At 67.9% G+C, this 16,143-nt stretch carries 14 protein-coding genes; 11 read left to right on the top strand and 3 right to left on the bottom strand.

Annotated features, from left to right (window positions below):
* The first annotated feature begins 233 nt into the window (after window positions 1-233).
* The 6 genes from G7043_RS23800 (at window position 234) to G7043_RS23775 (ending at window position 7,917) form a co-directional block, all read left to right on the top strand.
* Entirely contained in the window at window positions 234-1,046 is an 813-nt protein-coding gene (locus G7043_RS23800; RefSeq protein ID WP_166048910.1) for a basic amino acid ABC transporter substrate-binding protein, read from the top strand.
* Between the two features lie 81 nt (window positions 1,047-1,127).
* On the top strand, window positions 1,128-1,928 hold the full coding sequence (locus G7043_RS23795) for an amino acid ABC transporter permease (RefSeq protein ID WP_166048908.1): 801 nt from the start codon (window positions 1,128-1,130) through the stop codon (window positions 1,926-1,928).
* The gene (locus G7043_RS23790; RefSeq protein ID WP_166048906.1) at window positions 1,925-2,692 is read left to right on the top strand and encodes an amino acid ABC transporter ATP-binding protein; all 768 of its coding nucleotides are present in this window, start codon (window positions 1,925-1,927) and stop codon (window positions 2,690-2,692) included. Before G7043_RS23795 ends, G7043_RS23790 begins: the two co-directional genes overlap by 4 nt.
* 4 nt (window positions 2,693-2,696) lie before the next feature.
* A complete protein-coding gene (locus G7043_RS23785) occupies window positions 2,697-4,805 on the top strand; it encodes a hypothetical protein (RefSeq protein WP_207311584.1) in 2,109 nt (702 codons plus the stop codon).
* Between the two features lie 51 nt (window positions 4,806-4,856).
* Window positions 4,857-7,034 carry an NEW3 domain-containing protein gene (locus G7043_RS49960; protein WP_166048902.1) on the top strand — a complete coding sequence of 726 codons (2,178 nt, stop codon included), beginning with the start codon at window positions 4,857-4,859 and terminating at the stop codon, window positions 7,032-7,034.
* The gene (locus G7043_RS23775; RefSeq protein ID WP_166048900.1) at window positions 7,027-7,917 is read left to right on the top strand and encodes an ROK family protein; all 891 of its coding nucleotides are present in this window, start codon (window positions 7,027-7,029) and stop codon (window positions 7,915-7,917) included. The genes G7043_RS49960 and G7043_RS23775 overlap by 8 nt, the downstream gene beginning before the upstream one ends.
* A 9-nt stretch (window positions 7,918-7,926) precedes the next feature.
* On the opposite strand, the gene G7043_RS23770 is transcribed toward G7043_RS23775, so the two are convergent.
* On the bottom strand, window positions 7,927-8,706 hold the full coding sequence (locus G7043_RS23770; RefSeq protein WP_166048898.1) for a LamB/YcsF family protein: 780 nt from the start codon (window positions 8,704-8,706) through the stop codon (window positions 7,927-7,929).
* 93 nt (window positions 8,707-8,799) lie between these two features.
* Between G7043_RS23770 and G7043_RS23765 the strand changes: the two genes are divergently transcribed.
* From G7043_RS23765 to G7043_RS23745, 5 genes are all read left to right on the top strand, one after another.
* Complete coding sequence (locus G7043_RS23765; protein WP_207311583.1) at window positions 8,800-9,486, top strand: GntR family transcriptional regulator; 687 nt, start codon at window positions 8,800-8,802, stop codon at window positions 9,484-9,486.
* A gap of 105 nt (window positions 9,487-9,591) precedes the next feature.
* Window positions 9,592-9,858: a DUF3311 domain-containing protein gene (locus tag G7043_RS23760; RefSeq protein WP_166048896.1), complete on the top strand. Its 267-nt coding sequence runs from the start codon at window positions 9,592-9,594 to the stop codon at window positions 9,856-9,858.
* Window positions 9,858-11,492, top strand: coding sequence for a monocarboxylate uptake permease MctP (mctP, locus tag G7043_RS23755; protein WP_166048894.1), 1,635 nt, complete (start codon window positions 9,858-9,860; stop codon window positions 11,490-11,492). The genes G7043_RS23760 and mctP overlap by 1 nt, the downstream gene beginning before the upstream one ends.
* A 71-nt stretch (window positions 11,493-11,563) precedes the next feature.
* Window positions 11,564-12,814 carry a hypothetical protein gene (locus G7043_RS23750; protein WP_313888046.1) on the top strand — a complete coding sequence of 417 codons (1,251 nt, stop codon included), beginning with the start codon at window positions 11,564-11,566 and terminating at the stop codon, window positions 12,812-12,814.
* Window positions 12,811-13,653 (top strand): septum formation family protein, encoded by an 843-nt coding sequence (locus G7043_RS23745; RefSeq protein WP_166048892.1) that lies wholly within the window; start codon window positions 12,811-12,813, stop codon window positions 13,651-13,653. The genes G7043_RS23750 and G7043_RS23745 overlap by 4 nt, the downstream gene beginning before the upstream one ends.
* Window positions 13,654-13,939: 286 nt before the next feature.
* Here G7043_RS23745 and G7043_RS23740 read toward each other — a convergent pair whose 3' ends face one another.
* Entirely contained in the window at window positions 13,940-14,152 is a 213-nt protein-coding gene (locus G7043_RS23740) for a hypothetical protein (protein WP_166048890.1), read from the bottom strand.
* Window positions 14,153-14,266: 114 nt separating this feature from the next.
* Window positions 14,267-16,078 carry a phosphoenolpyruvate carboxykinase (GTP) gene (locus G7043_RS23735; protein ID WP_166048888.1) on the bottom strand — a complete coding sequence of 604 codons (1,812 nt, stop codon included), beginning with the start codon at window positions 16,076-16,078 and terminating at the stop codon, window positions 14,267-14,269.
* Window positions 16,079-16,143: the final 65 nt, after the last annotated feature.

The following is a 16,143-nucleotide window of genomic DNA, read 5'->3' as shown; positions in this document are numbered from 1 at the left end:
GTCGTGATCAAATCCTGATCAAGGACACGCTCGCAGATGGTTATCATTCGAGTGCAATACGTGAAGACGTTGTGTGATCTTGCCTATTTCGCGCAATATTTTGCGGCTTATCACCGCATTTGACGCAAAGTTGTTGCAACGCAGTGGCCTGTAACACGCACGTGCTGTCCACCACGTCACCCGAGTGGCAGGATCCCGTTCACTCGTCCGCGACAGTTACGAGGAGTGACGCAGTGGCTAGTCGAACCAGGCAGTTGATGGCCATGATCCCGGCCTTGGGACTGGCCGTGATGGCAGCATCGGGCTGCGCGACTCCCGTGAACCAGGGCGCCGGCGACTCGGGTGTTCCGCTGGTCCAGAGCGGGAAGCTCGTCACCTGCACGCACCTGTCGTACAAGCCCTTCCAGTTCAGCGAGGGCGACAAGACCGTGGGCTTCGACGTCGACCTCGTCGACCTGGTCGCCAAGGACCTGGGTGTCACCCAGCAGATCTTCGACACCCCGTTCGAGACGATCACCTCGGGCACGTCGTTCAACGCGAACCAGTGCGACCTGGCCGCCGCGGGCATGACGATCACCGACGAGCGCAAGCAGGCGATCGACTTCTCCGACCCGTACTTCAACGCCGAGCAGGCGCTGCTGGTCAAGAAGGGCTCGAACATCAAGGCCCTGGCGGACCTCAAGGGCAAGAAGCTCGGCGTCCAGCAGGACACCACGGGTGAGAAGTACGCCAACGACAACGCGGCCGCCAACGGCTACACCGTCGTGCAGTTCGAGGACCTCCCGCTGTCCGAGACGGCCGTGCGCACCGGCGCCGTCGACGCGGTGATCAACGACAACGGCGTGCTCTACGACTACGCCAAGGAGTTCCCGGACACCGAGGTCACCACGGAGTTCCCCACCAACGAGAAGTACGGCATCGGCGTCAAGAAGGGCAACACCGCCCTGCTGACGAAGATCAACGACGTGCTGAAGAAGGCCAAGGAGAACGGCGAGTACGACAAGATCTACGAGAAGTGGTTCGGCAAGAAGCCGACGTCCAAGTAGTCGCTTCTCCGGGGCCGGCGCGCCGTTAGCTCGTCGCGCCGGCCCCGCCGCTTGTCCGCACCACATTCGCTAGGAGCCGCAATGGCCATGTCCAAGCGCAAGCGCGCGGAATACATCCGCTACGCGCAGTACGGCATCTTGCTCGTCGTGGTCGTCCTGGTCGCCGTCCTGGCCGACTGGGGCCAGATCCAGCGCGCGTTCTTCAACGTGGACATCGCGAAGTCGATGTTCCCCAGCGTGATCACGGTCGCGTTGAAGAACACGATCATCTACACCGCGCTCGGCTTCGGGTTCGGTCTCGCGCTGGGTCTCGTGCTGGCGCTGATGAAGCTGTCGTCGGTCGCCCCGTACCGCTGGATCGCCACCGTCTACATCGAGTTCTTCCGCGGTGTGCCCGCGCTGCTGGTGTTCATCGGCATCTACTACGGCGTGCCGATCGCGTTCCAGATGCAGTTCCCGCCGCTGACCACGGTCATGCTGGCGCTCGGTGGCGTCGGTGCCGCGTACATGGCCGAGACGATCCGCGCCGGCATCCAGGCCGTGCCGAAGGGTCAGGTCGAGGCCGCCCGCTCGCTCGGCATGTCGCAGAGCCGCGCCATGATCACGATCGTGATCCCGCAGGCGTTCCGGATCATCCTGCCGCCGCTGACCAACGAGCTGATCCTGCTGACCAAGGACTCCTCGCTCATCTACATCCTCGGCCTGTTCCGCGAGCAGTACGAGCTCACGAAGTTCGGCCGGGAGACGCTGAGCCGCAGCCCCTCGCTGACGCCGATCCTCATCGCGGGTCTCTGCTATCTGATCATCACGCTGCCGCTCGGTTACCTCTCGCGGTACCTGGAGCGGCGCGGCACCAGCGGTAGGAAGAAGGTGTCCGCATGAGCGACTCGTTCGTCGAGATCACCGGACTGAAGAAGTCGTTCGGCCCGCTGGAGGTGCTCAAGAACATCGACCTGCAGGTCAACCGCGGTGACGTGGTCTGCATCATCGGCCCGTCCGGTTCCGGCAAGTCGACGTTGCTGCGCTGCGTGAACCTGCTGGAGGAGCCGAACGACGGCAAGATCGTCGTCAACGACGTCGAGCTGACCCATCCGGACGTCGACATCGACACCGCGCGCACGAAGATCGGCATGGTCTTCCAGAGCTTCAACCTGTTCTCCCACCTCAACGTGCTGGCCAACCTCACGGTGGCGCAGCGCAAGGTGCTCAAGCGCTCCGAGGAGGAGTCGCGCCGGATCGCGTTGCACAACCTCGACCGCGTCGGGTTGAGCGACAAGGTCCACTCGATGCCCGCTCAGCTCTCCGGTGGCCAGCAGCAGCGCGTCGCGATCGCCCGCGCGCTGTCGATGGACCCCGAGGTGATGCTGTTCGACGAGCCGACCTCGGCGCTCGACCCGGAGCTCGTGGGTGACGTGCTGGGCGTGATGCGCCAGCTCGCCGACGAGGGCATGACGATGCTGGTCGTGACGCACGAGATGCAGTTCGCCCGCGAGGTCGCCGACAAGGTGATCTTCATGGACGGCGGCTACATCGTCGAGGAGGGTCCCGCGGCCGACGTGATCGGCAATCCGCAGGAGGAGCGCACCCAGTCGTTCCTGGCTCGTGTGCTCGACCCGACGCACCACGGTCCGAAGGACCCGGAGTAGCCAGGTGGCCAGGGGGAAGGTCGCCGCGGCGGACGTGCTGCGGGGGCTCTTGGGGGAGAACGACAACTCAGGTGGTGGCGGGTGGCGGTTGCCTCGACGCAAGCCGAGCACCCCGCCCGTCATCCGCGTGGTGGACCGGCTGGTCACCGATGTGCTCGACCTGCGGGCGGTCGAGGTGCCGTACGTGCTGGAGTTCGAACGCTGCCAGTTCGAGGCGGCGCCGGACCTGCGGCAGGCGAACCTCGCCGGCGTCTCGTTCACCGACTGCGACCTGCCCGGTCTGGAGGCTCGCAACCTCAGCAGCAGCAACGACGTCTCGTTGCTCGGCTGCCGGGTGTCCGATCTCGTCGACCTGACCGACGCCGAGATCGCGGGCTCGGTCCTGTTGCGGGACAGCAGGTTCAGCGTGCCCGGCGGGCTGTGCGTGCACGGCGACCGGCTGACGGTGGCGGGCGCGCTGCTCGCGTTCGGCGTCCACACCGAGGGCGAGGTCCGGCTCGCGGGCGCGCGCATCGGCGGCAACGTCAACCTCGGCAGCGCGGTGCTGGAGAACCCCGACGGCTACACGTTGAACGGCAACGGCATGCAGGTCGGCGGCAACTTCCTCGCCACGTTCACCTCGCACGGCGTGATATTCCTGGCCAATGCTCGGATCAGCTCGGCGCTGTCGTTGCGCGGGGCGATGCTCTCGCGCGGTGAGAGGCTCGACGAGACCAGCGACCCGCACGCGGACCCGTCCGTGACGCTGATCCTGGACCGCGCCGACGTCTCCGGTGACCTGGAGCTCGACCGCGGCTTCACCAGCGCGGGCACCGTCCGGGCTGTGAACACGCGCATCGGCGGCACGTTGTCGCTGGCAGACGCCGTCCTGGACGCCGTGTCACCGCCTGCGGTCGGCACCGACCCGACCGGTTCGGGCCGCGCGCTGCACGTCGACGGCGCGGAGATCGGCGGTGACGTCGTCGGCCGCGGCGTGCGGATCAAGGGCCAGCTGCGCATGGTCGACACCCACGTGCGCGGCAGCATCACGATCGAACGGGCCACTGTGGACAATCCGGCCGCGGACGCCGTGCTGGCCAACCGTTCGCAGATCGGCAGCAACTTCGTGGTGCGCGAGTCGAACATCTCCGGCGGCCTGGAGCTGCGCGGCATCACCGTGGGCGCGAACCTGGACCTGCGCGGCAGCCGCCTGATCAAACCGGGCAAGTACCGCCACCAGCCGCGCGAGAAGCCGTCACTGGACATCGGTGGCGCCACGATCGGCCGCGACCTCATCTGCGCGCGCGGCGACAAGGAGTTCGTCGCGCACGGCGGTGTGCGGTGCCGTCGCGCGACGATCGGTCGCATGGCGAACTTCAACGGCGCGGTGCTCGGCTACAAGCTCGACAGCCACGCGCTGAACGCCATGGGCATGCAGGTCCATGAGCTCATGCTCAACGTCGTGTCGCCGCCCAAAGGCCTGGTGACGTTGCGCCAGGCGCGCTGCACGTCGTTGGACGACAACGAGAACTTCTGGAACGCCACGGGGTTCATCGACCTCGACGACTTCCGCTACGACTCGCTCGCCTATCCGATCGACGTGCGCGACGACGCCCAGGTCCAGCAACGGCTGCGCTGGCTGCGGCAGGCCATGCGGCGCAGCTACCACCCACGCCCGTACGACCACTTCGCCGAGATGCTGACCGCGGCCGGCAACGAGGAACACGCCTCGACCGTGCTGATCGAGAAACAGCGGTTGCGCTACCGCGCGGTCGCCGAGGGCATGCGGTTCTTCGGGCCTTTGGTGCTGGTGTGGAGCTTCCTGCAGCGCTCGATGGTCGGCTACGGCTACCGCCCGGCGCGCGCCCTGGGGTGGCTGATCGCGGCGTGGGTCGTGGGCAGCATCTGGTTCCACTTCAAGGGGCCGCTGATCGAGATCAACGACGACGACCACCTGCCGTGGAACGCGTGGCTCTACACGATCGACCTGGTGGTGCCGATCGTCGACTTCGGCAACAAGAACCGCTGGCAGACGCCCGGTGCGTCGCAGTGGATCGCGTCCGGGTTGATCGTGACCGGCTGGATCCTGGCGACGACCGTGGCGGCCGGCCTGACACGAATGTTGAAACGATGACACCACCATCGGGGTATTTCGTCTGGTGGTGAACGATGGTGCGATCGTTCGGTGATCGCCGCCGAGTCCACCGAGCTCTTCGTCGGGCCTCGGACCGCGCTGCTGCAGGTGGTGCGGCTGACCTCGCCCACGTTGGCGGGCCCGGTGCACGCGCACGTCTCCGGTCCCGGCCTGCACTCGCCGCGCCACGGCGGTTCGCTGGTCGCGGGGCCGTTCGGGTACGAGGTCGGTGTCGACGTCTCGTCGCACTCGCCTGGTTCGGTGGTGCCCGCCCAGGCCGTCGTCCGGGCTGACTCGGGCGAGGAGACCTGCACGTTCTCGCTGGTGGTGGGCTCACCGGGGTGGACGGTGCACCTCATCGGACACGTGACCGGCGACGCGCCGTTCGCCGTGTTGCGGGCCCATCTCGACCTGGCGCTGACCGATCCCGCCTACCGGTTCGCGGTCACGTCGGTGGAGTTGCTGCAGCCGTACTGGGACACGTTCCCGCAGCACCGCTCGCTGTTGTTGCGGCTGATCTCCGAGGGACGCGTCGAGGTCGTCGGCAGCGAGTCCAATGTGGTCGGTGTGTCGCCGTTGCTCTCGTCGCTGCCCAACGGTTCGTCGCTGGCTGTCTCGTCGTTGGCCGAGGCCGAGCGTTCGGTCTACTCGTCGTTCCTGGAGTTGCGTGGTAGAGCGCGTGCACCGCACGTGATGCTGCCCGTCGGCTCCTCACGTTCCGCGCCCAACCCTTGGGTAACCGCGATCCACCACGACTGGAGCGCGCGCTACACGTGGCCACGCGTCGTCTGCTCGTTGCCGCGCGACTACTACGTGCGCGGTTCTGTGCCCCTGCCTCCCGCTCCTGCAGACGAATCCCCAGCCGCCGTGTTCGCCTCACACGCGGCTCGGCTGACCGGCGCGACCTTTCCCGCTACGGCTTTGGCCCGTGCCGCCGCGGCACATCCGCGCGAAGCCTTCGACCTGCACTCGGACATCGTCGCGCGTTCGCTGGCCGCCCTGACGTCCACTGTGGACTCCTCGGTCGTCGTGTGGAACCCGCTGCCGTCGCCGTGCACCGACATCGTCTCCGTGCACCTGCCTGCCGCGCGGAACGTGCACGTGGAGTTCGAGGGAGAGGTACTGCCGACGTTGGTCGACGGGTCGACCGTGACCTTCCTGGCGCGTGATGTGCCTTCTTGTGGTTGGCGCACCTACTCGTTGGTCGAGGACAACATCGACCACGGCTGGAAACGCGGCTACGGCACGGAGATCGCGTCTACTCACTACGTCCTGTCGTACGACCCGATCGCTTCTCTGGTCGCTGTCGACGGCCCGGCGCTGCAACCGCCCAAGCTGACCGGCCCGGTGACCGTCTGGCACAGCGAGGTCGGCGAGAAGATGGTCGGCTCCACGACCTTCACCTTGTGGCACGAGGTCGGCCACCTGGGCCCGTCGGAACTGGTGGGCGTGCTCGGCACCCGCACGCCGACGTCCGGCACCCTGCCTGCCGTGGCCGCCCGCCTGTCGTTGGCCGGGCCGCCGCTGGGCCCTGTCTCGCCCACCGTCACGCCGGTGTTCGCGCGGTACTGGCTGCACGAGCCCGCGCCGTTGGGCGGCCTGCCCGCGAACGTGCACCTGGAAGTGCTCGGCCCGACCCGGCTGCGGGTGGTCGCCGTGTCCGACGGTCCGGCGTTCGACGGCGTCGTCCGGTTGTCGCTGCCCGACGGCTGGTCGGCGTCCTGGGACTCGCTGCCGGTGTCGCTGCCCGCGGGCGGTTACGTGTCGGCCGACGTGCACCTGACGCCGCCGCGCACTCCCGGCTGCCACCCGGTCCGCGCGACTTTGCACGGCCTGCCGTTCGAGGTCTACGACATCGCGCTGCTGACCGTGCCGGAGTGGGACGGTGAGGACCCGGTCGAGGTTCTTTGGGTGGCCTCGGTTGCGCCGGTCGTCTCGGTGGCTCCCGGATCGTCCGCTTTGCTGCGCGTGGTCATGGCGTCCGGCGCACACGGCGACCTGCCGCTGCAGGCCCGCGTGCTCTCGCCCCGTGACACGTGGGAGTTGGTGGGCCCGTTCTGCGTCAGCGGCGTTCTGCCTGCTCAGGGTCGTACGTCACTCGATTTCACGGTCTCCGCGCCTACCTGGGCTCTTGCCGGGTCGTGGCCGGTGGTCGTCCGGGTGACGGCCGGCCCGCTGGTGCGGACCACTCCGGTGATCCGCCTGGTTACCATGGCCCACCGTGACTGATCTGGTGCTGGCACTGGACTTCGGCGGCACCAAGATCGCCGCTGCCCTCGTGGACCGTTCCGGCGCCGTGGTGCGCTCCTCGAGGGTGCCCACACCTTCTCTTGATCCGTGGGACGCCGTCGTCTCGGTGGTGTCCACAGTGGTCCGGGGCGATGTCGTCTCGGGAGTCGGCATCGCCTCAGCCGGCCCGGTGGACACCGTGCAGGGCACCGTCTCGCCGATCAACGTGCCCTCGTGGGAGGCCTTCCCGCTGCGCTCCGCCGTCTCGTCGCTGTTCCCCGGAGTGCCGGTCGAGTTGGCCGGGGACGGCGTCTGCATGGCTTTGGGCGAGCACTGGCGCGGCGCCGGGCAGGGAAGCACGTTCATGGTCGGCCTGGTGGTGTCGACCGGCGTCGGCGGCGGCCTGGTGCTGGACGGACGGCCGTTCGGCGGGCGGACGGGCAACGCCGGGCACATCGGCCACGTCGTCGTGGACCCCGACGGCGCCCCCTGCACGTGCGGCGGCCGCGGGTGCGTCGAAACCATCGCCGGCGGCCCGCGGATGGTGGCCTGGGCGCGCCGCGCCGGCTGGCAGGCGCCGGACGACGCGGACGCGGCGTTGTTGGCCGCCGCTGCGCTGGCCGGCGAGGAGATCCCGCTGGAGGCCTTCGAACGTGCTGGTCAGGCGGTTGGGATGGCGATCGCCGGGGCTGCCGCGGTGTGCGACCTGGAGCTGGCGGTCATCGGTGGTGGGGTGGCGCAGGCCGGGGAGCTGTTGTTCGAGCCGGTGCGGCGGACGCTGAAGACCCACGCCGGGTTGTCGTACCTGGCGGGGTTGGAGGTGCGGGCGGCCGAGCTGGGCGGGGAGGCCGGGCTGGTGGGGGCGGCGGCTCTGGTGCGCTGAGCCGGTTCGTCAGACTGCCTGGCGGCTGTGGCGCAGCGGCGACTCCACCCGCGCCACCGTGACGCCCGCCGCTTCCAGGGCCGCGCGGACCGTCCGGGCGATCTCCACGGCGTTCGGGGTGTCGCCGTGCACGCAGATGGAGTCGGCGGCGATCCGCACCGGCCGTCCTGACGCGGAGCGCACCCAGCCCTCGGTGGCCATTTGCACGCAGCGGGCGGCGATCTCCGCCGGGTCGCGCAGCACCGCGCCCGGTTCGCCGCGCGGGACCAGCGTGCCGGCTGCTGTGTAGGCGCGGTCGGCGAAGGCTTCGTGCCACACGCGCAGGCCGGCGACCGACGCTCGCTTCAGCCAGACTGCGCCCGGTGGGCCCAGGACGGCCAGGGCCGGGTCGAACAGGCGCACCGCGTCCACCACGGCGTCGGCCTGGGCCTCGTGCCGGACCAGGGCGTTGTAGAGGGCGCCGTGTGGCTTCACGTAGGAGACGCGGGTTCCAGCGGCGCGGGCGAAGGCCGTCAGCGCTCCTAGTTGCGCCAACACCTCGTTGGTCAGGGTGTCTGGAGCTACGTCGATGAACCGGCGCCCGAAGCCCGCCAGGTCGCGGTAGCCGACATGAGCGCCCACCGCTGCGCCGGCCGAAGCGGCCAGGGCACACACCTCGCGCATCGTGTCGGCGTCGCCCGCGTGGTAGCCGCAGGCCACGTTCGCGCTGGTCACGACGTTCAGAAGGGCTTGGTCGTCGCCCAGGGTCCAGTGGCCGAAGCCCTCGCCGAGGTCTGCGTTCAGGTCCATGGCCGTCCTCCAGCGCTCGGTTTGTTGGATCGTTGGATTGTTGAACGATTCTACGATAGTGCAATGGAACGATCCTGCAAATAGACTTGGCAGGTGACCGAGACGTGGGTGTCGACGCTGGCGCAGGGCAAGGCCGACCTGGAGCGGGCGAGCACCGCGCAGAAGGTCGCGGACATGCTGCGCGAGCGAGTGCTCGACGGTGAGCTGGAGCCGGGGCTGCGGCTGAGCGAAGAAGCGATCGGCGGGGCGCTGGGCGTCAGCCGCAACACGCTCCGCGAGGCGTTCCGACTGCTCACCCGCGACCGGATCCTGGTCCACGAGCACAGTCGCGGGGTGTTCGTGCGCCGGCCGACAGGCGACGACGTGCGCGACCTCTACGCCGCCCGCCGGGTGATCGAGTGCGGCGCGCTGAGGCTCTGGAACGACGTCAGCGAGGCGCAGCGCGAAGCGGTCAGGTCGCCGGTCCGGCAGGCCGTGGCGCGCGCCGAGAAGAACGACTTCAGCAAGACCGGCACCGCGAACATCCAGTTCCACCGCGGCATCGTCGGCCTCGCGGGCAGCACCCGGCTCAGCGACGAGTCCGACCGGCTGTTCGCCGAGCTCATGCTGGCCTTCCGCGTCGCACGCGAGATGGACGCGTTCCACCAGACCTACCTGCCGTGGAATCGTAGGATCGTAGAATTGTTGAACAATGGGACGGTTGAACAAGCGGTCGTCCAGTTGGACGAGTACTTCGCAGCCGCTGAACAGGATCTTGTCGGCCGCCTGTCGGCCGATTAGTCCAAAGAGAACGTTAAGCAGAGTGCAACGATTCTGATCACGAAGCTGACGGCACGTCCTATCAGGCCTAACATCCGCGCAACACCGCGTACACGGAGGGCCACCATGCCGTCGGATCACAAGACCGGCTTGCGCTGGAGCAACTGGAACCTGCTGCTGATAGTTCCGCTGCTCATGCTCATCACGCCGTGGTTCAACCAGGACGAGCCCCGCGTCTTCGGGCTGCCGTTCTTCTACTGGTACCAGTTCGCGTTCGTGCCGCTCGGCGTCCTGTGCGTCGGCCTGGTCTACGTCAAGACCAAGGACAAGCCGGTGGTCACCGGCAAGCCGGACAAGCTCGGCGTCGACGACCTGGACGAGGGAGCTAAGTGATGCAGTGGACTGAGCTGATCGTTTTCAGCGCCCTCTTCCTGCTCGTCACGGTCATGGGCTTCGTGGCGGCGCGGTGGCAGAAGGGCGAGACCCTCGACCACCTCGACGAGTGGGGTCTGGGCGGCCGCAAGTTCGGCAGCTGGATCACGTGGTTCCTGGTCGGTGGCGACCTCTACACCGCGTACACCTTCGTGGCGGTGCCGGCACTGATGTTCGGCGCGGGCGCGACCGGGTTCTTCGCGTTGCCGTACACGGTGATCCTCTACCCGATCGTCTTCCTGCCGCTGGTGCGGATGTGGTCGGTCAGCCGCGTGCACGGCTACGTCACGCCCGCCGACTTCGTGAAGGGCCGCTACGGCTCGCACTGGCTGGCGCTGCTGATCGCCATCACCGGCATCGTCGCGACCATGCCGTACATCGCGCTGCAGCTCGTCGGTCTCGAAGCGGTGCTGCGGTCGATGGGCCTCAACGGCAGCGGCATCCTCGGCCACCTGCCGCTGTTCATCGCGTTCGTGATCCTCGCGCTCTACACCTACCAGTCGGGTCTGCGGGCGCCGGCGCTGATCGCGTTCGTCAAGGACATCCTGATCTACATCGTCATCCTGGTGGCGATCGTCTACCTGCCGTCGAAGTTCGGCGGCTGGGGCGAGATCTTCAACGACGCGCAGGCCAAGTTCGACGCCACGCCGGCCAAGACCGACGGCATCCTGCTCAACAGCAACAACCAGCTGCAGTACGCGACGCTGGCACTGGGCAGCGCGCTCGCGTTGTTCATCTACCCGCACTCGCTGACCGGCATCCTGGCGAGCCGCGGCCGCAACGTGATCAAGCGCAACATGGTGGCGCTGCCGGCGTACTCGCTGGTGCTGGGCCTGCTGGCGCTGCTCGGCTACGTCGCGATCAGCGCGGGCACCAAGCCGATCGTCAACCAGGCGACCGGCCGTCCCGACACCAACACGATCGTGCCGGAGCTCTTCGGCGCGAACTTCCCGTCGTGGTTCGCGGGCATCGCGTTCGCGGCCATCGGCATCGGCGCGCTGGTGCCGGCGGCGATCATGTCGATCGCGGCGGCGAACCTGTGGACGCGCAACGTCTACAAGGAGTATCTGAAGAAGAACGCGACGCCGGCGGAGGAGGCCAAGCAGGCCAAGCTCGCGTCGCTGGTCGTGAAGTTCGGCGCGGTGGCGTTCATCGTGTTCGTCGACCCGCAGTTCTCCATCGACCTGCAGCTCATCGGCGGCGTGATGATCCTGCAGACGCTGCCGGCGGTCGCGATCGCGCTCTACACCCGCTGGTTCCACGTCTACGGCCTGGTCGCGGGCTGGATCGCGGGCATGGGCTACGGCATGTGGCTGCTCTACAACATCGGCAACCCGGCCATCAACAAGGCGCACTTCGCCGGTTCCGCGCTGCCGCTCGGCAAGTTGTCCATCTTCGGCTGGCACCCGTTCGGGGAGTCCGCCATGACGATCTACGTCGGCATCATCGCGCTGGCGGTGAACCTGATCGTCGCGGTGATCGTCACGCTGATCGCCAAGAAGGCCAAGGTCTTCAACGGCACGGACCAGACCGATCCGTCGGACTACCACGTCGACGAGGACAGCCCTCGGGTCAAGCCGGTGGCGGCCCACTGAGACGCGAGAGTTAACGCCAGGGGCCACCCGTCGGTTTCGGCGGGTGGCCCCATGCGTTAGAGATCAGTGACGTGAAACCCATCGCCGGACTGGTCGGACTGACCGCACTCGCCCTGGTCGTCGTCGCACCTGGCACCGCCCAGGCGCAGGACGCGAACTGCTACGACACCACCGCCCCGCTGACCGTCGAGGAACAGCGGCTCGACGACACCCTCGTGACGGGCGGCCCGGCCGTCGGCCCCGCGCTCGTGAAGCTCGCCGGATTCGACGGCCGCGTCACCGAGTTCACCGCCAAGCTCTGCCACCAGGTCGTGGCGAGGCAGGCTCAGCAGTTCGTGGAACGCGAGGGCACCGCGCTGTGGAAGGCCGCCGTCGCCCGCGCCCAGAGCACAACACCCCTGGCCCACGACGCCTACGACGACCGGCCGCTGTACTGGGCGCGCCTGCAGCTCTCCTCCGCGCTGCGTCAGTGGAAGCCGCGCTTCTCCTTGCCCGTCAACGAGCGCGCGAAGTTGATCCAGAAGTTCGACTGGGCCTCGCGAGGACTGAGCGACTCGGCGTTCCCGGCGAAGCCCGGTGTGCGCCGGATCGCCGTGACCGGGTTCGACCCGTTCCAGCTCAGCGGCGTGAACGTGCGGCGCGCCAACCCCGCCGGTGCGGCGGCGTTGCAGCTCGACGGCAGGGAGATCTCCACGCCGTCCGGCAAGGTCGTGCTGCAGGCCGCGGTGCTGCCGGTGCTGTGGGGCGGGTTCGACGAGGGGATCGTCGAGCAGTTCTACGGAAACGCGCTGGCGCAGAAGCCCGACGCGTTCGTGACGATCAGCCAGGGCCGGCCGGGCCGCTTCGACGTCGAGCGGTGGGCGGCGCGCTGGCGTGGTGGCTTCGCGGACAACAACAACGTCAACTCCTACGGCAGCGTCCCGAACGCCGCGGGCTGGCCGCAGCCGGCGAACGAGTTCATCGAGACCTCGCTGCCGTTCCAGAAGATGATCGACGCGGGCACCGGGCCGTTCGCCGTGAACTTCAACCGTGCCTTCTGCGAGTGGGTCGTCGTCGGTTCGCAGCAGTCGTGCCGCACGGACGAGCCGACTCCGGGCAGGGTCGCGGCGTCCGGTGGCGGCGGTGACTACCTCTCCAACGAGAGCATGTACCGGGCGAACCGGCTGCGAATTGGTTACGGCGCAACGAATGTCCTGGGTGGACACCTGCACACACCGGTGCTCGGCCAGCCCGCCGACCCGGTCGCGCTGACCGATCCGGCCTTCGAAAAGCAGCGTCGGGACATCGCCGATCAGGTCAAGGCCCTAGTCTCTGTGGTGTGACTCGTGTGCGGCTGGCGGTGGCGATCGTCCTGAGCTCGTGGGCGCTGTCCGCGTGCGCGATCCAGGTTGGAGGACAAGCGGTTCCCGGACCGCTGCCGTCCACGGCCTCCGCCTCCGCACCCGCGCTGCCCAAAGCCGGGCAGTGCATGAACGCCTACGAGCTGACGGTGCTGCAGTGCACCGACTCGCACGAGGCCGAGGTCATGAGCGTCGGCGAGCTCACCGGCCTGCCGACGGTCTACCCGGACAACCAGGCGCTGCGCAAAGCCGCGCTGCCGCCGTGCCGCCAGGCGCTCACCGACTACCTGGGCAGCGGTGACGCGGACTCGACGCGCCTGCGGGTCTGGGCGTTCTGGCCGAACGAGCAGGGCTGGAAGGACGGCCAGCGCTGGCGGCTGTGCACCGTCGTGGAGATCAGTCCCGACGAGAAACCGCTGGCGCGCAAGGGTTCCGTGAAGGGAATCCTCGGCGGCAACGGCTTCACGACGTTCCAGACCTGCACCCAGGGCTCGCCGTCGAAGGACCAGGAGGTCAAGGTCGTCGCGTGCAACACCGCGCACCTGGCCGAGGCCGTGCCCGCCGGTGTCGTGTCGCTCGGCAAGTCGACCGACCCCGCTCCGTCCACGGAGCAGATGAACGCCATCGCCAAGAGCAAGTGCACCAAGGCCGTGCACGACTACCTGGGTTCGTCCAAGCGCAGCGACGTGTTCCCCGCGTGGCGGAACCCCGGCTCCCAGGCCTGGTCAGAGGGTTGGACCAACGCGGTCTGCTACGCCGAGGCCAACAAGGCCTTCAACGGCACTCTCTTCGGCATCCGCGACAACCCGCTCCCGAACTGAGTTCGCCACCACGACCATCAGCACGGCGGCCAGGGACAGCACCAGCATCGCGATTCCTGCGATCCCCACGGCACACCTCCCTTTCCGCCTTCGGTGACGATCTTTGTGACCGCCATCACATACCTAAGACGTTCCCGGAAGGGGCCAGGTTCATTCCTGGAGCAAGACCGTTTTCGGAACCTGTGGAGAAGTCCCCAGGGCTGTCCACAGCTATCCACAACATGTGCACAGAGCCGTCCACACCTGTGGACAACTTCGTCTCAAATGGACGATGAGCTGCACTGATTCAGAGGAAATTGCTGCACAGGACCACGCCGGCAGCTGTCCCGATGGCGAGCCCGAGGACGAACACGAGCGTGTAGCGCCACCACGGCGTGCGGGCCGGCGGGGCGGGCGGCACCGGGTAGTAGCGCACGATGCCCGTGGTCGGGCCGACCTCCACATCGCGCTTCGAGCCGTCGAAGTTCAGTCCGCCGAGGAAGTCCTCGTCCTGCGTCACACCACAGTGATACCTCACCCAGGTGACCCAGTCACTCACCGCACCTGCTGGAAATGCACGCGGGGACCCTACGTACCGTCTGACGGTACGTAGGGTCCCCGCGTGCAGTCAGGGTCAGCCGAGGCGCTGCTTCAGAGCTGCAAGCTCGTCACGGAGCGTGGTCGGGACCTTTTCGCCGATCTTGGCGAACCACTCCTCGACCAGCGGGATCTCGGCGCGCCACTCGTCGGCGTTCACCTCTAGCGCGGCCTCGATGTCCGCAAGAGGCGCGTCCAGGCCCTCGAGGTCCAGGTCGGCGGCGGTCGGCACGTGACCGATGGGGGTCTCGGTAGCGGCGGCCTTGCCCTCGATGCGCTCGATGGCCCACTTCAGCACGCGCGAGTTCTCGCCGAACCCAGGCCACAGGAAGCGCTTGTCGTCACCGCGGCGGAACCAGTTGACGTAGAAGATCTTCGGCAGCTTGTCGGCGTCGGCGCGCTTGCCGAGGTCGACCCAGTGCTGGAAGTAGTCACCGGCGTTGTAGCCGATGAACGGCAGCATCGCCATCGGGTCGCGGCGCACGACGCCGGTCTTGCCGACCGCGGCGGCCGTGGTCTCCGACGACAGCGTGGCGCCCATGTAGGTGCCGTGCTGCCAGTCGCGCGACTCGGTGATCAGCGGGATCGTCGTGGCGCGACGGCCGCCGAAGAAGATCGCCGAGATCGGCACGCCCTTCGGGTCGTCCCACTCCGGCGCCTTGATGTCGCACTGCTCGATCGGCGTGCAGTAGCGCGAGTTCGGGTGCGCCGCCAGCTCGTCGCCGTCCGGGGTCCAGTCCTGGTGCTTCCACGAGGTCAGGTGGGCCGGCGCCTCGCCGATGCCCTCCCACCAGATGTCGCCGTCGTCGGTCAGCGCGACGTTCGTGAACAGCGAGTTGCCCTTGGCGATGGTGCGCATCGCGTTCGGGTTGGTGTGGTAGTCGGTGCCGGGCGCGACGCCGAAGAAGCCGTTCTCCGGGTTCACCGCGTAGAGGCGGCCGTCCTCACCGAAGCGCATCCAGGCGATGTCGTCGCCGAGCGTCTCGACCTTCCAGCCGGGGATGGTCGGCTCCAGCATGGCGAGGTTCGTCTTGCCGCAGGCCGACGGGAACGCGGCGGCGATGTAGTACGCCTTGTTCTCCGGCGAGGTGAGCTTGAGGATCAGCATGTGCTCGGCGAGCCAGCCCTCGTCGCGCGCCATCACGGACGCGATGCGCAGCGAGTAGCACTTCTTGCCGAGCAGCGCGTTGCCGCCGTAGCCGGAGCCGAAGCTCCAGATCTCGCGGGTCTCCGGGAAGTGCGAGATGTACTTGGTGTCGTTGCACGGCCACTGCACGTCCTGCTGACCGGGCTCGAGCGGCGCGCCCAGCGAGTGCAGCGCGGGCACGAAGTCCGCGTCCTCGCCGAAGACCGCGAGGGCCTTGGACCCCATGCGGGTCATGATGTGCATGGAGACGACGACGTACTCCGAGTCCGTGATCTCGACGCCCAGCATCGGCTTCTCCGCGTCGAGCGGGCCCATGCAGAACGGGATCACGTACATCGTGCGGCCACGCATGCAGCCCCGGTAGAGCTCGGTCATGATGGCCTTCATCTCTGAAGGGTCCATCCAGTTGTTCGTCGCGCCCGAGTCCTCCTCGCGCACCGAACAGATGTACGTGCGCTCCTCGACGCGTGCGACGTCGCTGGGGTCCGAGGCGGCCCAGAAGGAGTTCTGCTTCTTCTTCAGCGGCACGAACGTGCCGGCGTCGACGAGCTTCTGCGTGAGGCGGTCCCACTCACCCTGGGACCCGTCCGCCCAAACAACCTCATCGGGGCAGGTCAGCTCAGCGACTTCCTGAACCCATGCGAGCAAGCGCGCGTGGTTGGTAGGTGCGTGTTCGAGACCGGGAATGGTCACTGCCGTCATCTCGTCTCGTCTCCTGACTGAACGCCTCGGCTGCCCGAGGACGTAGCTGGGTCCGGCTGGGGACT

The organism is Lentzea alba (genome assembly GCF_011067745.1).
GTDB classification, from domain to species: Bacteria; Actinomycetota; Actinomycetes; order Mycobacteriales; family Pseudonocardiaceae; genus Lentzea; species Lentzea alba.
Note: the sequence above shows the minus strand (reverse complement) of the source record. Positions and strands in the feature narration are given on the sequence as shown.